At 63.4% G+C, this 17,469-nt stretch carries 12 protein-coding genes and 1 pseudogene; 7 read left to right on the forward strand and 6 right to left on the reverse strand.

What is annotated here, in order from left to right; all coding sequences use genetic code 11:
- Window positions 1-9: 9 nt before the first annotated feature.
- From nirD to IHQ71_RS14700, 4 genes and pseudogenes are all read left to right on the forward strand, one after another.
- Complete coding sequence (gene nirD / locus IHQ71_RS14685) at window positions 10-339, forward strand: nitrite reductase small subunit NirD (protein ID WP_258157207.1); 330 nt, start codon at window positions 10-12, stop codon at window positions 337-339.
- Window positions 340-341: 2 nt separating this feature from the next.
- Window positions 342-2,996, forward strand: a complete 2,655-nt coding sequence (locus IHQ71_RS14690; protein ID WP_258157208.1) for a nitrate reductase — start codon at window positions 342-344, stop codon at window positions 2,994-2,996.
- A complete protein-coding gene (locus tag IHQ71_RS14695) occupies window positions 2,968-4,059 on the forward strand; it encodes an NAD(P)-dependent oxidoreductase (protein WP_258157209.1) in 1,092 nt (363 codons plus the stop codon). The genes IHQ71_RS14690 and IHQ71_RS14695 overlap by 29 nt, the downstream gene beginning before the upstream one ends.
- Before the next feature lie 124 nt (window positions 4,060-4,183).
- Window positions 4,184-4,876, forward strand: a pseudogene (locus IHQ71_RS14700) (L,D-transpeptidase); the annotation flags it as partial.
- Between the two features lie 200 nt (window positions 4,877-5,076).
- On the opposite strand, the gene IHQ71_RS14705 reads toward IHQ71_RS14700, so the two are convergent.
- From IHQ71_RS14705 to IHQ71_RS14730, 6 genes are all read right to left on the reverse strand, one after another.
- Entirely contained in the window at window positions 5,077-6,813 is a 1,737-nt protein-coding gene (locus IHQ71_RS14705) for a hydantoinase B/oxoprolinase family protein (RefSeq protein ID WP_258157210.1), read from the reverse strand.
- A complete protein-coding gene (locus IHQ71_RS14710; protein ID WP_258157211.1) occupies window positions 6,810-8,882 on the reverse strand; it encodes a hydantoinase/oxoprolinase family protein in 2,073 nt (690 codons plus the stop codon). Before IHQ71_RS14710 ends, IHQ71_RS14705 begins: the two co-directional genes overlap by 4 nt.
- 66 nt (window positions 8,883-8,948) lie before the next feature.
- Complete coding sequence (locus IHQ71_RS14715; RefSeq protein ID WP_258157212.1) at window positions 8,949-9,533, reverse strand: amino acid synthesis family protein; 585 nt, start codon at window positions 9,531-9,533, stop codon at window positions 8,949-8,951.
- Window positions 9,530-10,114 (reverse strand): amino acid synthesis family protein, encoded by a 585-nt coding sequence (locus IHQ71_RS14720; RefSeq protein WP_258157213.1) that lies wholly within the window; start codon window positions 10,112-10,114, stop codon window positions 9,530-9,532. Before IHQ71_RS14720 ends, IHQ71_RS14715 begins: the two co-directional genes overlap by 4 nt.
- Window positions 10,107-11,018: a UPF0280 family protein gene (locus tag IHQ71_RS14725; protein ID WP_258157214.1), complete on the reverse strand. Its 912-nt coding sequence runs from the start codon at window positions 11,016-11,018 to the stop codon at window positions 10,107-10,109. Before IHQ71_RS14725 ends, IHQ71_RS14720 begins: the two co-directional genes overlap by 8 nt.
- Complete coding sequence (locus tag IHQ71_RS14730; RefSeq protein WP_258157215.1) at window positions 11,018-12,508, reverse strand: 6-hydroxynicotinate reductase; 1,491 nt, start codon at window positions 12,506-12,508, stop codon at window positions 11,018-11,020. The genes IHQ71_RS14725 and IHQ71_RS14730 overlap by 1 nt, the downstream gene beginning before the upstream one ends.
- Before the next feature lie 188 nt (window positions 12,509-12,696).
- On the opposite strand from IHQ71_RS14730, the gene IHQ71_RS14735 reads away from it, so the two are divergent.
- The 3 genes from IHQ71_RS14735 to IHQ71_RS14745 all read left to right on the forward strand — a co-directional run bounded on the left by IHQ71_RS14735 (window position 12,697) and on the right by IHQ71_RS14745 (window position 17,317).
- Window positions 12,697-13,140, forward strand: a complete 444-nt coding sequence (locus IHQ71_RS14735; RefSeq protein WP_258157216.1) for a MarR family winged helix-turn-helix transcriptional regulator — start codon at window positions 12,697-12,699, stop codon at window positions 13,138-13,140.
- A 215-nt stretch (window positions 13,141-13,355) separates the two neighbouring features.
- Window positions 13,356-13,796: a (2Fe-2S)-binding protein gene (locus tag IHQ71_RS14740; protein WP_374990025.1), complete on the forward strand. Its 441-nt coding sequence runs from the start codon at window positions 13,356-13,358 to the stop codon at window positions 13,794-13,796.
- On the forward strand, window positions 13,793-17,317 hold the full coding sequence (locus IHQ71_RS14745) for a molybdopterin cofactor-binding domain-containing protein (protein WP_258157218.1): 3,525 nt from the start codon (window positions 13,793-13,795) through the stop codon (window positions 17,315-17,317). The genes IHQ71_RS14740 and IHQ71_RS14745 overlap by 4 nt, the downstream gene beginning before the upstream one ends.
- The last annotated feature ends 152 nt before the right edge of the window (window positions 17,318-17,469 follow it).

Here is a 17,469-nt window from a genome sequence, read left to right on the forward strand (position 1 = left end):
GTGATTGACATGAACTGGATTGCCATAGGCGACATCAACGAGATCCCCCTACGCGGTGCACGCTGCGTGAAGACCCCGCAGGGCAAGATTGCGGTATTCCGTACGGCCGACAACGAGGTCTTCGCCATCGAGGACCATTGCCCGCACAAAGGCGGGCCGCTCAGCCAAGGCATCGTCCACGCTGCTTCGGTGACCTGCCCGCTGCATAACTGGGTCATCTCGCTCGAAACCGGCAAGGCGCTCGGTGCGGACGAAGGCGCGGTGCGAACCATTCCCGTCCGCAACGAGAATGGCGCCTTGTTCATCGCACTTGAGGAACAACTGATGGCGGCGGAATAGGAATGGCGGAGGTCAAGACCGCCTGCCCCTATTGCGGCGTCGGATGCGGTATCATCGCCGCGACGGATGACGCGGGCATGGTCTCGGTCCGGGGTGATCCGGATCATCCAGCCAATCTGGGCCGGCTCTGCTCGAAGGGCTCGGCGCTCGCCGAAACCATCGATATGGACGGTCGGCTGCTGCATCCGGAGATATCCGGCGAGCGGACCGACTGGAATACGGCACTTGACCTCGTCGCCTCAAAATTCTCGGACGCGATCCGCGATCACGGTCCCGACTCCGTCGCCTTCTATGTATCGGGACAGTTGCTCACCGAGGATTATTACGTCGCCAACAAGCTGATGAAGGGCTTCATCGGCTCGGCAAACATCGACACCAATTCGCGGCTCTGCATGTCGTCCTCCGTCGCCGGCCATCGCCGCGCCTTCGGATCGGACACCGTGCCCGGCACCTACGAAGATCTCGAACTTGCCGATCTCGTGATCCTCACTGGCTCGAACATGGCTTGGTGCCATCCGGTGCTCTACCAGCGGCTCGCTGCGGCCAAATCCGTGCGACCAGGCCTGAAAGTAGTGGTCATCGATCCTCGCCGGACGATGACATCCGACATCGCCGACCTGCATCTGGCGATCAGACCGGATGGCGACGTCGCACTGTTCATGGGTCTGCTCGCCCATCTCGCCAAGACGCCGGCGATCGACGAAAACTTCGTCGCCGAACATACGACCGGCTTCGGCGAAGCATTCGCGACGGCGGCGAGCCTTTCCTTCGAAGAATTGATGGATCGCACCGGGCTGCCGGCCATGCATCTGCGCCGCTTCTTCCAGATGTTCGAGGCCACCGAACGCGTCGTCACCTGCTACAGCCAGGGTGTCAACCAATCCTCGTCGGGCACCGACAAGGTCAATGCGATCATCAACTGTCATCTCGCCACCGGCCGCATCGGCCGGCCCGGCATGGGCCCGTTCTCGCTGACCGGCCAACCCAACGCGATGGGCGGCCGCGAGGTCGGCGGCCTCGCGAACATGCTCGCGGCGCATATGGTGATCGAGAATGCCGACGACCGCGACCGGGTCCAGCGCTTCTGGCAGTCGCCGGCCATTGCTGAAAGGCCGGGTCTCAAGGCCGTGGACATGTTCAAGGCCGTCACCGACGGACGCATCAAGGCACTCTGGATCATGGCGACCAATCCGGTCGTATCGATGCCCGACGCGGACGTGGTCGAAGCCGCCATCAAGGCCTGTCCGTTCGTCGTCGTCTCCGACATCCTCAAGGCCACCGACACCGCCCGGCACGCCGACGTCCTGCTGCCCTCGCTCGGCTGGGGCGAGAAGGACGGCACGGTCACCAATTCCGAGCGGCGGATATCCCGCCAGAGACGTTTTCTGGACTTGCCGGAGGAGGCAAGGCCGGACTGGTGGCAGATGGCCGAGGTCGGGCAGCGCATGGGATATGCGGCCGCCTTCGACTACCGGTCATCTGCCGACATATTTGCCGAGCATGCCGCGCTCTCGGCCTTCGAGAACGAAGGCACCCGCGATTTCGACATCGGGGCCTATGCCGCGATCGAGGAGGGCGCTTACGACAGGCTTTCGCCGTTCCAGTGGCCGCAGCCAAGCGGATCGCAACCAATGGCGAGCCGCTTCTTCGCCGACGGCCGCTTTTACCACCCAGACGGCAAGGCGCGTTTCATCGCGGCCGACCTGCCGGAAACCGATCGAACGAGCGCGGACTATCCCCTCACCCTCAATACGGGCCGCATCCGCGACCAGTGGCACACCATGACAAGAACCGGCCGCAGCGCTCGGCTGTCGGCGCATATCGCCGAACCCTTCGCCGAAATCCATCCTCAGGACGCCGCGGAACTCGGGATCAAAAGCGCGTCGCTTGTCGAGATCAACAGCCCGCACGGCAGCGCAATCGTGCGCGCGCTGATCACGGAACGCCAGATGCGCGGCAATATCTTCGCGCCGATGCACTGGAACGACCAGTTCGCCGCCAAGGCGCGCATCGATGCACTGGTGCCCGGCATCACCGATCCATTCTCCGGCCAGCCCGCCTCCAAGAACGTCGCCGTGTCGGCAAACCCCCTCGCCGCTGCCTATTATGGCTTTGCGGTCTCGACGACTTGCCCCGACCCGGCCCATGCCTCCTATTGGGCGCGAGCCAAGGCGGATGGCGGGTGGCGTGTCGAACTTGCTTTCGATCAGATCATCGAGGACTGGACCTCGTGGAGCCGGACAGCCTTTGCCCTGCCTTCAAATATCGAGCCAATTGGCTATTCGGATCAGCAGACTGGTGACATCCGGATCGCCTTCTTCGATGGGGACCGGTTGCTGGCGGCACTCTTTCTTGCTCGATCGCCGGTCGCGGTCGCACGCAACTGGGCCGTCGCGCAACTCACCGAACGGCATGCCGATCTCAGGACGCGCTTCGCGCTCGTGGCCGGCCGCCCCGGCGCCGGCAGGCCCGACCCGGGCGCTACCGTCTGCTCGTGCAATTCGATCGGCATCAATCAGATCATCGCGGCGATCCGTGGCGGCTGCTCGACCGTCGAAGCCGTCGGCAAGCAGACCAGCGCCGGCACCAATTGCGGCTCGTGCCGCGGCGAAATCAGGGGGATCATCGATGGATGTCTTGCGGCCGCAGCGGAATAGACGTGGGTCGAGCATCGGCGCGCTGGCCACGCTACCCGTCTTCTTCGACCTCAAGAACAAGCCGGTACTCATCGCCGGCGGCGGCGAAGGTGCCGCCTGGAAAGCCGAGCTTCTGGCCGCATGCGGCGCCGAAGTGCACCTGTTTGCGCTTGTCGCTGAGCTATCCCCGGCTTTTCGCGATCTTCTCGGTCAACCGCGTTTCGTCCACCACGACTGCCACTGGGAAGGCGCCTATTTCAAGCATTTCGCTCTGGTGGTCGGCGAATGCGAACCGCATGAGGCCAAGGCCTTCCACGACCGCGCGCGTGAGGCCGGGGTGCCGGTCAATGTCATAGACCAGCCGGAATTCTGCCAGTTCAAGTTCGGCAGCATCGTCAACCGCTCGCCCCTTGTGATCGGCATCTCGACCGACGGCGCGGCCCCTATTCTGGCGCAGGCGGTTCGCCGCCGCATCGAGGCGGTACTGCCCCGGACGCTCAGCGCTTGGGCGGGGCTCGCCCGCGATATCCGCGATCGCGTCTCGGCAATGCTCGAGACATCAGCGCAACGGCGGACGTTCTGGGAAAGGTTCGTGGATCGCGCCTTCGGAGAACGGACGCCCGGCGCCCAGGAGGTGTCGGAACTGGCATTCGAGGCACGCCAGATCGCGACCGCCGGAACGCCTCGTGCGACTTCCGTCGCGTTCGTCGATGCCGGCCACGACGATCCCGAACTAATGACGCTGAAGGCTATGCGCGCGCTTCAGTCGGCGGATGTCATCGTGTTCGACGGCAGCGTCCCCAACGCAGTCCTCGAGCTTGGCCGCCGCGAAGCCAAGCGCATGGAAGCGCCCGCCGACCTCTCGCAATTCGCGGGAAAACGCGTGGTGCGGCTGCATGACGGCCCTATCGCAGCCCATCGTCAGGTTGCCCGGGAACTTGCCGTGCTTGCCAGGAACGGCATCGAAGCCACTGTGCTGCCCTCCGTCGCCCGGATTGACCCGGTCGCGACCGATCGCCGGTTCCATCTCGCTGCGGCCGGATCGCGCGATCTCAACCAATTGCAGCATCGCGGTCACGCCTGACTGGCTGCGTCAAAGCGCGCCGTCCTTCCATCCACTGGAACAAACGCCTATATCAGCGATTATGCGCATAGTGGGGTCGATGCTATGATCCGCCTCGTCCTCGTGTGTTTTCGTTGGAGTTTTCATGGCAAAATCAGGGATAGACCGTCGGACATTTCTTTGCGGTATCGGCAGTGTTGCTGTGGCAGGTCTCGCCGGCTGTTCGTCGACGGCAAATGAAACCGTACGGGAGGAAGTACGCAGCGAAACAGTTAGGGTGAGCCAGGCCAACGGGGCGCTGCTTTATGCGGCCAAGGCCGATGAACAGTTCCCTCTGCCCGCCATCCCCTATCAGAAGATTGATCCGCGCTTCTATCGCCAGATGGTGTCCGACCCGACCGGCGAGGCGCCCGGAACACTCGTGGTCGATGTCGGAAGCCATTACCTCTATTTCACCTATCCAAATGGCCAGGCCATGCGTTACGGTGTCGGTCTGGGTCGCGCGGGCTTTGCCTGGGCCGGGCGCGGCAAGATCCAGTACAAGCGACAATGGCCGAAATGGACGCCGCCGGACGATATGATCGCCCGCCAGCCGGAGCTTGCCAAATACAGCGCCGACAATGGCGGCATGCCGCCGGGGATCGAAAACCCGCTCGGTGCCCGCGCGCTCTATATTTTCCAGGGCAAGGAAGACACGCTCTACCGCATTCACGGCTCGCCGGAATGGTGGACGATCGGCAAATCCGTCTCGTCAGGCTGCGTGCGCATGATCAACCAGGACGTTGCAGACCTTTATGGCAGGGTGCCCGACGGGACAGCGGTCGTCGTGACCAACCTCAGCAATCCCGGCGTCGAGATTGCCGACAATGTCCGCGAGCAGGAAATCTACGAACCCGTACGCGGTTATGACGACATTTATGGTGACGAACCCCGACGGCCGGCCAATGCCGATCGGGAAGTGTATCGCCGCCGTCGGGTGTACCGCGACCCCGACGTCTATGACGACCCGGTTTACGACGATCCCTATTACGTTCCCGGTTACTGACCGCGTGCCGCCTTCGTGGCCGGCATGTCAGCCGTGAAATCACTCGAGATCACCACGCCGAAAAGCGCGCGAGCCTCATCCGGCGTGTAGCGCCCAAGCCGCACGTCCTCGGCCACGGCAGCCGGATCTCGAGTCAGCGGATCGCCATACCCGCCGCCGCCCGGCGTGCCCACCCGCACCCGGTCGCCGGGCTTGAGCGGAATATCCTGCGCCTTCGAAAGATGCTCCGGCACCATTTCCTTGCCGCTCTGGGTGACCAGAACTGAGTTCGGCCGGCCGTCCTTGCCGCCAAGCACGCCGGGCGGTCCGAAACGGCCATGATCCATGACAAAGCTCGCCGTCGCCTCGCCGCGCCTCAGTTCGATCTCGTAATCCAGTCCGAAACCACCACGATGGTGCCCAGCGCCGCCCGAACCTTCGCGCAACGCATAGCGATGATAGAGAACCGGGAATTGCTGCTCCATGATCTCGACCGGCGGCGCCTTGGAAATGCCGATCGTCGAGCAGCCGTTGGCGAGCCCGTCATGATCGGCATTGCCGCCGTAACCACCACCGGAGATCTGGTACATGACGAAGCCGCGGTTGCGCTCCGGATCATGGCCGCCGAGCGCGAAATTGCCGGAACTTCCGGCCGGTGCCGCCGTCACGCGATCGGGCAGAGCCTCGACAAGCGCCAGGAACACGGCTTCGGCAATGCGCTGGCTGACCTCCGCCGCACAGCCGGAGACCGGGCGCGGATATTGCGCATCGAGGAACGTGCCCTCCGGTGTCTTCACCCTGAGCGGCTCGAAGGCACCGGCGCTGATCGGCACGTCGGGAAATATGTGTCGCATGCCGAGATAGACCGCCGACAGCGTGGTCGCCAGTACGGAATTCATCGGCCCGGCACACGGCTTTGACGAGCCGGTGAAATCGAAATCGAGAATGCCATCCTTGGCCGTGATCGCCAGCCGGATTTCCAGCGGCTCGTTGACCACGCCGTCGCTATCGACATAGGCGACGGACCGGTAGACGCCATCGGGGATCAGCCGGCAATTGGCGCGCATCTGATCCGATGCCCGTTTGCGCAATTCCTCGATCGCCTCAGTCACCGTGTCGTCGCCGTAGCGATCGAGAATGCGCGCGAGACGTTTTTCACCCACCAGCAGCGCCGCGGCCTGAGCCTTGACGTCGCCGATGCGCTGATCCGCCACCCGGATATTCGAGCAGATAATCGCGTAGATCTCAGTATCGAGCACGCCCTGCTTGAACAACCGCACCGGCGGCAGGCGCAGGCCTTCCTGTTCCACCGAGGTTGCGGAGGCCGAAAACCCGCCGGGCACCGCGCCGCCCGTATCCGGCCAGTGGCCAGTATTGGACAGCCAGCAGAAGATTTCGCCATTGCGGTAGACGGGCATGGCGAAGCGCACGTCCATCAGATGCGTACCGCCGAGATAGGGATCGTTGACGATATAGATATCGCCCGGCTTCGGGGCGATCGCCTTGCCAGACGCGATCATCTCGATCAGCACGCGCGTCGAATATTGCATCGTGCCGACGAAGACCGGCAGGCCGGCCGCGCCCTGGGCAATGAGCGCGCCATCGATCGCCGAATAGATGCCATCGGAACGGTCGTTGGCCTCGGCGATAACGGGCGAAAACGCCGCACGAGAGAAGCTGAGGTCCATCTCGTCGCAGACCTGCTGCAGGCCAGACTGGATGACCGAGAGCGTGATCGGATCGATGCTCATGCCACAGCTCCCAGCGTGATGATGATGTTGCCGTCACGATCCTGTACGGCGTGATCACCCGGTTCGATGATGATGGTCGTGTCCATTTGCTCCACGATTGCAGGGCCAGATATTTCCGCGTCGGCCGGCAGGTGGTCACGCCAGTAGACCGGGGTTTCGACCCATTTGCCGAACCATACGTCGCGCGATCCGGTCTTTGCCTCGGCCAGATTCGCCTTGCGGCCCGCCGGATCGATCAGCATCGAAAGATCGATCTCGGCGCGGCGACCGATAACCGAGGTGTTGACGTTGACGAGATTGGCGCGGATTTCGTTGAGTTCGACATGGAAGCGGTTGAAATAGGCTTCCTCGAAGCGAGACTGCAATTCGGCGAGCGTTGGCGCGGGTCCCGGCAGCGGCACGCGCAAGAGATGGGTCTGGCCGATGAACTGCATATCGACCGAACAGATTTCGCGGATCTCGCTGATCGCCACCGCCTCCTTGCCGATCAGCCGCCTGCCCTCTTCGGATTGTTTGGCAAACAGCGCATGCACGGCATGGATATCGACGCTCGCCACCGGCCGGTTGACCGTGTTGACGAAATCATGCCGGAGGTCGGCCACCACGCAGCCCAGAGCATTGGTGATGCCCGGCCGCGATGGCGCCAGCACCTTGGGGATGCCGAGTTCACGGGCGATGGCCGAAGCGTGCAACGGCCCCGCTCCACCAAAGGCAAAGAGCGCGAAATCGCGCGGGTCCTCGCCGAGGCTGACCGACACCATCCGAACCGCATCCGACATACGGGCATTGGCGATGCGGATCACGGCATCGGCCGCTGCCGTCGCATCGAGGCCGAGCCGGTCACCAAGGTCTTTCTGGAAAATCGCTCTGATATCATCGAGCGACATGCCGCCCGGCACCGAATTCAGCCGCGCCGGGTTGAGCCGGCCGAGCAGCAGATTGGCGTCGGAAATCGTCGGCCGCGTGCCGCCACGCCCATAACAGATCGGGCCGGGAGAAGCGCCGGCGCTTTCCGGTCCCAACTGAAGCAGGCCCGCGGCCGTCACCCGCGCGATCGAACCGCCTCCCGCGCCGACAGTGCGGACGTCGACCATCGGCACATGGATCGGCATCGCATATTCGATCTCGATCTCGTTAGAGACGGCGGGCTCCGCATCACGGATCAGCGCCACATCGGTCGAAGTGCCGCCCATGTCATAGGTGATGAGGTTGGGAATGCCTGCACGACGGCCGGTGTAGGCAGCGGCCATCACGCCCGACGCGGGCCCTGACATCACCGTCTTGGCCGCCTCATTAGCCACGAAGCGTGCAGAAACCATGCCGCCATTGCCGTTCATCACCAGCACATCGTGCTTGTAGCCACGGCTGGCAAGCTGGTCGGCCAGCCGCTCGACATAGCGCCGGAGCAACGGCTGCACCGAGGCGTTGACGGCGGCGGTCACGCCGCGCTCGAATTCCCGGCTCTCGGAGAGCAGCGCGTGGCCCATGGTGATATTGCCGTTCGGCCAGATTTCGCGGGCAATCTCGGCCGCGCGCAGTTCATGGGCGGGGTTGGCATAGGCATGCAGGAAGTGGATGACCAGCGCCTCGCAATCCACCGCGATCAGCGCATTCAGGGCCGCGCGCAAAGCGCTCTCGTCGAGCACTGTCAGCACCCGGCCCGAGGCGTCCATGCGTTCGGGGATTTCAAGCCGCAGGTCGCGTGGAATGATCGGCCGGAACTCGCCCTTCATACCATAGGCGTTGGGTCGGGTGCGGCGGCCGAGCTCCAGCACGTCGCGAAAACCCATCGTGGTGATCAGGCCGGTCTTGCAGAGATTGCGCTCCAGCACCGCATTGGTCGTCGTCGTCGTGCCGTGGACGATCAGGTCGAGCGAGGCGATATCCGCCTCCGCGGCATCGAGTGCATTGAGCACGCCGAAAGCCTGGTTCTCGATCGTCGTCGGGGTCTTGGCGAGCCTCACCGTGCCATTGGCGGAGTCGAAAAGCACTAGATCGGTGAAAGTACCGCCGACATCGATACCCGCGACCTGTCGCTGTGCGGCTTTCTCTTGCGGAAATTCTGACAAGACGGCTCCCTGATTTTCATTCGTATACAAACGAATTTGTCGATCAATGTGACTGAAGTCAAGTCGTTAGCGAAGCCCGTCCCTGCCTTCGATTTCATTCGTCTTCAAACCACCGACCCTCGCCAGCGGGCGGCCGCTGTCGGTCACCGCAACCGCCACCATGATCTCGCCCGCGCGTGGTGAATCGTTGAGCCAGACCTCCATGCCGTCGAAATGCGAGCGCACATAGGCCGCATCCTTATGACCGAGCGGAATGTCGAGCACTTGGCCCGGACCACCGCGTTTCTTCGAGGATGGCACCAGCGCCGCACCCTTCTCGACCGCCTCGCGCAACGGCTTGCCCATCGTGGGGTGCAGGATCGCAGCCGCATGCTCGAGTTCGCCATCCTCGCCAACCATCGCGGCCTTGCCATAGCTCTCGGCTTGCGAAGGCGAAATGCCCAGCGCCTCGACACATTTCCGCCCAAGCAGTCCACCGAGTTCGGCCCCGATATCCATCAGCGGCGAGAGATCGGCGACATAGCGTCCGGCGAATGGATTGCGGATCACCGCCACGGCCGCCGCCTTGCGCGTTGGCGGCGAGACTGCCTGCCCCATCTCGCTATGGACCTCTTCGACGAAGACCGCGAGCTTGCGGATTTCCGCGTTCACCGCAGTCCGTCCTGTGCCTTGATGTCCTCGGCCTTCAGGCCGCCGACGCGGGCATGAATGCGCGACCCGGTGGTCATGACCAGCGCCAGTACGATCTCGTTCGCGCGCGGCGCGTCCGGTATGCCGACCTCCATCGCATCGAAATGGCTGCGCACATAGGAGGCGTTGATATGGGTGACCGGCACGTCGAGCCGCGTTCCCGGCCCGCCGACTTTCTTGGTCGAGGGCACGATCGCCTTTGCATCACCGAGCGCCTCGCGCATCGCATAGCCACCCGGCACATGCCAGAGCGCGCCGTGTTCGAGTTCGCCGGCCTGGCCGACAATGGCACCCTTGCCATAGCCCTGGATATCGGCTTTGTCACCGCCGAGCGCCGCGATCAGCCGCTTTGCCATTTCGAGACCGAGCGGTTCGAGATCCTTCATGAAACCGGAGATTTCCTCGTGGTAGGAGCCGGCAAACGGGTTTTCGATCACCGCCAGCACCGCACCGCGTTTCAGCGGCTTGCCCGCCACCGGCCCGCCCTCATGCATGATCTCTTCGACAGTGGTGAAGAACTTGCGGATCTTCGGGTCAGGCATAGCGTTTGGACTCCAATGCGGGCGTGTCGTGCTGGTCCGGATCGGCAATCCGGCCATGATCCTTGAGGAAAAGTGCGGCGCGATGGATCAGACCGCCGGATATGAAGCGCTCGGCCTCAGCGGCGCCGACCTCCAGCGCCTGGCCGATCTCGTGATAGCCAAGTTCGCCGCAGCCGGTGACCACCAGATGCTCGCCGAGATCGCTGTCATCGACCACATCGATCGCGCGTGCGCGCATCACAGCGGGATGACCGGGCAGATCGACAGCATTGGCAACCAGCGAGGCAGCCGCATCGGCCACAGCCGCGTTGCGGGCGAGGATCGTCACGGAATCGGCGATGCCCATGGAAAGGCTGCGCCCGCCACGGCCGCTGGTGGCAATGCCACGTGTCGGCTGGCTGGCATCCACCGCAAAGGCGCCAAGCTCCTGGCCATCCTCGCGGGACATGCCGACATGGAACTCCGCGCCAGGATCGAGATGCAGCGCGATATCGCCGCCGTTGTTGACATAGATCCGGCGCGGCCGGTTCTCGGGGGTGAAGCCCGCCAACATCGCCGCCACCACTTCGTCGGCCACCGAACCCGCCACCGCCGCCATCGGCGTGATGAAATGGGTCTCGGCAAATGGCCGGACGGCGGCCATCATGCGCTTGGCGGTCGATCCGTTCGGCACTGGACTGTCGGGAAATACCTGGCTCTTCAACAGCGGCAATTCGCTGACCAGTTCTTCCAGCACCGTCTGGAATCGCCGGTTCGCCAGCGCATAGGCGTGGTGGCGATAATAGGATTCGAGCTCGAGCGAAACCGCCCCATCAACACCGATGATCAGGTCGATAGGTCCGTGCTGCAGATGCAGTCGGCCGCTCCTGTCTCCGTCGATGTAGTTGGCGACGGGTCCGCTCATCACGCGCCCCATTTGAAATTGCGCTCGGAGGTCGGCCAGGATCCTTGCGTCGGCGCGACCTTGCGCTCTGCAAGCTCGATCGCCTGCTCGATCGGAATGATCGCTTCCATATGGCCGCCGAGCGCCTCGTAATCCGCTAATCGCATGGTGAACTCGATTGGCGCGACCAGCGCTGGCGTCGGCACATAACCGAAGGAATTCGAGGGCATTTCGGTGACATCGGCCATCACTGTGATGCCGCCGCCTGGCCAGACATAGGCCGGCGCACCACCGCAGGATACATGTGTCAGAGCTTCCTTCACCGAACGGGTTAGCCGCACCGGATTGGTGGTGACACCGGCGCGCAGGCTACCGCCCGCACCACCCATGAACAGCACCGTTGCCAGCGCCGGCTCGCAGTTTTCGGCGATGATCTCGACCGATTCCTGCACGGGCGCCGGCAGCAGGGTCTGCAGTTCCGGCCTCAACTGATCGTCGAGGATATAGTAGCCGTATTGCTCACCCGTGGTGGAAACCATCAGCATGCGCAAGCCGGGATAGGCAGTCTTCGGATCGAAGTCGCCAAGGATAATCAACGGATCGTCGATGTTGGTACCGCCCCAGCCGGTGCCGGGTTCGGCAACCTGGAAATAGCGGCCCGGCGTCGAGCGCCTGCCTTTGATCTTGATGCCAGTGGGGGCAATGTTGAGCAGCTTGCCGGCCTGATGCTCGGAAAGTACGCCTGTAATGTGGTCGTCCACGACGACGACTTCGTCAACCATGTCCTTCCACTGCTTTGCGAACATGCCGATCGTCGCCGAGCCGCAGCCGACCCGCATGCGATGCTCTTCCGCGCCGTTGATGATGGGTGCCTTGCCGGCCTGGACGATGATGCTTGCCCCACCGTCGATCACCATCTCGACGGCTTCGCTGTTACAGAGCCGCAAGAGCGCATCGCAGGTGACTCGGCCCTCCTTCTTCGAGCCGCCGGTGAGGTGATGCACACCGCCGAGCGACAGCATCTGCGAGCCGTACTCGCCTGTCATCACATGGCCGACCGGCTCACCATCGACACGGACTGCGGCCGCCTCTGGTCCAAGGAAACGGTCGGTGTCGATCTTCACCTTGGCGCCGCAATAGCTGAAAATGCCCTCGGTCACGACCGTGACCATGTCGACGCCGTTCTGCTTCTGCGACACGATGAAGGGTGCCGGCTTGTAGTCGGGATAGGTCGTGCCGGCACCGACTGCCGTGATGAACGGCTTGCGGGCATTGACGAGATCGCCGTTCCACTCATCCTCGGGATGATCGGGCATGAAGGGCACGATCTTGCCGCCCGCCGAAACCGTGCCCTCGATGATGGTCAGCGGATCGACGCGGATCAGTTCACCACCCTCGTTGGCATAGCGGTCGCATGCGCCGGACCGGCCGTCGGCGATGAAACACATTACCGGACAGGCGTCACAGCGGATCTTGCCATTCTCGGCGGCTTCGACGATTTGCTTGACCATATCTCGCTCCAATGCCGGAGACAGGAAAACTCATTTGTATGCAAACAAGTATCGACCTCGAATATCCGTCTGTCAAGCGAGGGCCACGTTTCCGGGATGCTTCGTTGACAAATGAGTCTGGCTAGTTAAACCAAATCAAAGCTATGGCGCAATCCAGAACGATTGCGAGAGCAGGCAGCGAGAACCACATGGAACAGCAGGAAGAAACAGCGGAAGAGCGCTCCGAGTACCGCGTGGACCAGCAGATCGGATTCTTCCTCCGCCAGGCCAACCAGCGGCATGTCGCGATTTTCACCGGCCGGATGGGCGACCGGCTGACAACGACGCAATGGGCGGCACTAAGCAAGCTGAGGGAAATCCAGCCGAGCTCACAGAACCAGCTCGGCCGCGAAACCGCAATGGATGTCGCCACGATCAAGGGCGTCATCGACCGGCTCGTGGCGCGCGGCTTCGTGCAAACCGCGCCGGACCCCAATGACGGCCGCCGACTCATCCTGTCGCTGACGCCAGAGGGCCAATCCGTGATCGACCGCAATATCGCGACCGCTGCGGCGGTCACTGACGAGACTCTCGCCCCCCTCACCTCCGGCGAGCGCATGATGCTGATCGAACTGCTGCGCAAGATCTGCTGAAGCGGCGCCTCATTCCGCATTGGACAGGCGCAATATTCATTTGCATGCCAATGATTGGTGGCTAAGATATCCGCAATGGGTACGCAAGAAAATAACCCACAGGGGAATGCAGTTTTGTCCGGCCAGTGCGCGCATTCGACGCTGGCATCTGGTGGTTTAGGCGCGAGGTGGTACGCGTGAAGACCCGCCCCCTTAGCCTGAAGGTCAATGGCGAGATGAGAATCATCGACGCTGCACCCGAGACGCCGCTGCTCTACATCCTGCGCAACGACTTCGAACTCAATGGACCGAAATTCGGCTGCGGACTCGGCGAATGCGGCGCCTGCGCGGTACTGGTCGATGGCCGTGCCGTGCGATCCTGCACACTCAGTTGCCAGGCCGTGGAGAACCGCGAGATTGTAACGCTCGAGGGCCTCGGCACGGCGGCCGATCCACACCCCGTGCAGCAAGCCTTCATCGAAATGCAGGCCGCCCAATGCGGCTACTGTCTCAATGGCATGATCATCGCCACCACGGGCCTACTCATACGAAACGTCGATCCCAGCGAGACGGAGATCAGGGCGGCTCTCGCGCGCCAACTCTGTCGCTGCGGCACCCATGTCGAGATCCTGGCGGCGGCCCGCCGGGCAGCCGAACTGATGAGGGCCGCGTCATGACCGGCCCGCGCGAAAAACCGCTCGAACATTATCTCGATGCGCCCGATATCCTGCTGGTCATCCGGCCGGGAACATCGAACCGCCCCGAAATCCATCTTGCTTTGCATGCCGATGGCACGGTGACCGCCTTTTGCGGCCATGTCGATCTCGGCACCGGCATCCGCACCGCGCTCGCCCAGATCGTCGCCGAGGAACTGGATGTCGATTTCGACAGCGTCGCGATGGTTCTCGGAACCACCTCCGCAACGTCCGACCAGGGTCCGACCATTGCAAGCGAGACGATACAGGTGACGGCGATCCCGCTGCGGCAGGCAGCCGCCACGGCCCGGCAACATCTGCTGGTGGAAGCATCAAAGCTGCGCGATGTCGGTATCGGCAAGTTCATTATTGAAAGCGGCGTCATCCGCCATGACGATTGGTCGATACACTTCGGCGAACTGATCACCGGCCGGCATGAACGGATAGAACTCGACAGCACGATCGGCTTGAAGGCCGTCGAGGCCTATCGCATTGTCGGCAAGCCGCAACGCCGCAACGACATCGCCGCTAAGGCATCCGGCGATTGGACCTATGTACACGATATTCGCGTGCCCGGCATGCTGCACGGCCGCGTTATCCGTCCGCCCCATGCCGGCTTCGACCATGGCGAGATGGTGGGCAGGAGCCTGATCTCCGTCGATGAAAGCTCGGTCGCCGCCATCCCGGGCTTCGTCGCCGTCGTCACCGAAGGCGATTTCGTCGGCGTCGTCGCGACCCGCGAGGAAAACGCCATCGAGGCGATGAAGCGCTTGAAAGTGCTCTGGCGCGAACAGCCCGAGCGGCCGGACCTCAACGACGTGGAAGCTTCGCTGCGCGATGGCCCCAAGGAGAAAACTCGTCTTTTGAAAGAGACTGGCGACGTCGAAGGCGGCCTCGCCGGCGCATCGCCGTCCATGAACCGGACCTATGTCTGGCCTTATCAGATGCATGGATCGATCGGCCCTTCCTGCGCGGTCGCTGATTGGGCCGATGGCGAACTCGTCGTGTGGTCCGGCACCCAGAACCCGCACTGGATGCGCCGCGATCTCGCCCAGCTCCTCGATATGCCGGAGGAGCAAATCGTGGTCGAGCGGCTGGAAGCGGCCGGCTGCTACGGTCGCAATTGCTCCGATGATGTGACCGCCGACGCGGCCCTGCTCTCGCGCGCCGTCGGCCGGCCCGTCCGCGTCCAGCTCACCCGCGAGCAGGAGCATGGCTGGGAACCGAAGGGCGCGGGCCAGATCATCGATATCAGGGGTGGCCTTGACCTCGAAGGCGGTCCTGCAGGTTACGATTTCGAGACGCGCTACCCATCGAACCTCGCCCCGACGCTCGCCCTGATCCTGACCGGCAAGGTGACGGGCAACATGACCTCCGAAATGGGCGACCGCACCGCAATCCCGCCCTACGCCTTCGGCAACATGCGCGTGCAGGTGCACGACATGCCACCGATCGCCCGCGCCTCGTGGTTTCGCGGCGTCTCTGCCATGCCGAATTCCTTTGCGCATGAGAGTTTCATCGATGAACTGGCAGCGGCCGCCGGCGTCGACCCCGTCGAGTACCGGCTAAGGTACCTGACCGACAACCGCGCGATCGATCTCGTCCGCGCCACGACCGAGCGCGCCAAGTGGACGCCACGTACCCGCTGGGGCACCGAGGGTGGCGAAGATGACCTGCTCTATGGTCGCGGCTTTGCCTATGCGCTCTATGTCCACGGTCGGTTTCCGGGCACCCCCGCTGCATGGTCGGCCTGGGTAGCGGATGTCGCGGTCAACAAGCGCACCGGCGAGATCACCATCACCCGCATCACGGTCGGCCAGGACACCGGCATGATGGTCAATCCGGAAGGCGTGCGCCACCAGATCCATGGCAACGTCATCCAGTCGATCAGCCGTGTGCTGAAGGAGAAGGTGGATTTCTCCAAGACCCAGGTTGAGAGCGTCGAATGGGGCGGATACCCGATCATCACCTTCCCCGAGGTGCCCGAGATCGACGTGCTGATGATGGAGCGGCAACTGGAAGAACCGCGCGGCGCCGGCGAATCCGCCTCGGTGCCGAGTGCCGCGGCCATCGTCAACGCGGTCTATGACGCGACCGGCATCCGCTTCCGTGAACTGCCGCTGACGCCCGACCGGATCCTCGAGGCACTTGAAGGCCGCAAGCGCGACAAGGCGATATCAGGACCGGCCAAGACGAAGCGCAGATGGCGCTGGGGACTCGGCATCACGGGACTCGCAGGCATCACCGCCGGCGGACTGGCCGTCATGTCGCCCATCCGCCCCGCCATTCCTGAGATCGCGCGACCCGATCCGGCCGCTTTCAGCGCAGCGACGATCGAGCGCGGACGATTGGCCGCCGCTGCCGGTGCCTGCAATACTTGCCATGTCGGTAGCGACGGGACGCCGTTCGCGGGCGGTCGCGCGTTCGAGACGCCATTCGGCACCGTCTATGCCACCAACATCTCGCCTGAAACGAAGACCGGCATCGGGGCCTGGTCCTATCCCGCCTTCGAGCGCGCCATGCGCCAGGGCGTCCATCGCGACGGCAGCCACCTCTACCCCGTCCATCCCTATACAAGCTTCGTCAATGCCGATGAGGCCGATATCCAGGCGCTCTACGCCTATCTAATGGCCGAGACGCCAGCCGCCAATGCGCCGCCGGAATCGAAACTCACCTTCCCCTTTAACATCCGGGGGCTAATGGCCGGCTGGAACACGCTGTTCCTGCGCCAGACGTCAGTCACAGACGCGACGAAGAGCGAGGCGTGGAACCGTGGCGCCTATCTGGTCGAGGGCCTCGGCCATTGCTCGGCCTGTCACACGGAACGCAATGTTCTGGGCGCGGAGCTCACCGGCACCGCCCATCTCGCCGGCGGCTTCGCCGAGGGCTGGGAAGCGCCGGCGATCCTTGGAAGCAGCAAAGGGCCGGTCGGTTGGACGGAACAGGCGCTCTACGACTACCTTCGGGACGGCCATTCCAGCGATCACGGCAGTGCCAATGGCCCCATGATGCATGTCGTGCAATCGCTCGCGGCGCTGCCTGATGACGACATCCGCGCGATGGCGGTCTATCTCTCGGGCACGGTGTCCGACGAAATAGCAACACAGCAGAAGGCGGCTGCCATTATGGCATCGAACGACGCCGTATCCGCCGCCGCGATCGCCAACCCTGGAGGCGCCCGCATTTTCGACGGCGCCTGCAGCGCCTGCCATGCCGACGGCACACCGCTTGCCAGCCTGGCGCTGAACAGCAATCTCCACAGCGACCGGCCCGACAACATGTTGCAGGCGATCCTGAATGGTGCAAATGCCCCCGCGCTTCTGGCGAGGCAAGTGAAGGCCGATGATTTGGAGATCATGTCGATGCCGGCCTTCAAGGACAGTTTCAGCGATCGGCAACTGGCTGATCTCGCGGGATATTTGCGAGCTAGATTTGCGCCAGGCAAAGCGCAATGGGATGGTTTGCAGGATACCGCAACACGAGTGCGGAGTAGCGGCCATTGAGGGTCGAGGATCAAACATCACCCCCCTCTGTCCTGCCGGACATCTCCCCCTCAAGGGGGGAGATCGGATGGAGCGGGCGCCCCGCCCTTTCCTTTGACGCTGGCTACCCAGAACTCGACGCCAATCGGACGGTGGGCGGTTGCCGCTTGCCG

It is taken from the genome of Rhizobium sp. TH2 (assembly GCF_024707525.1).
Lineage (GTDB): Bacteria > Pseudomonadota > Alphaproteobacteria > Rhizobiales > Rhizobiaceae > Rhizobium_E.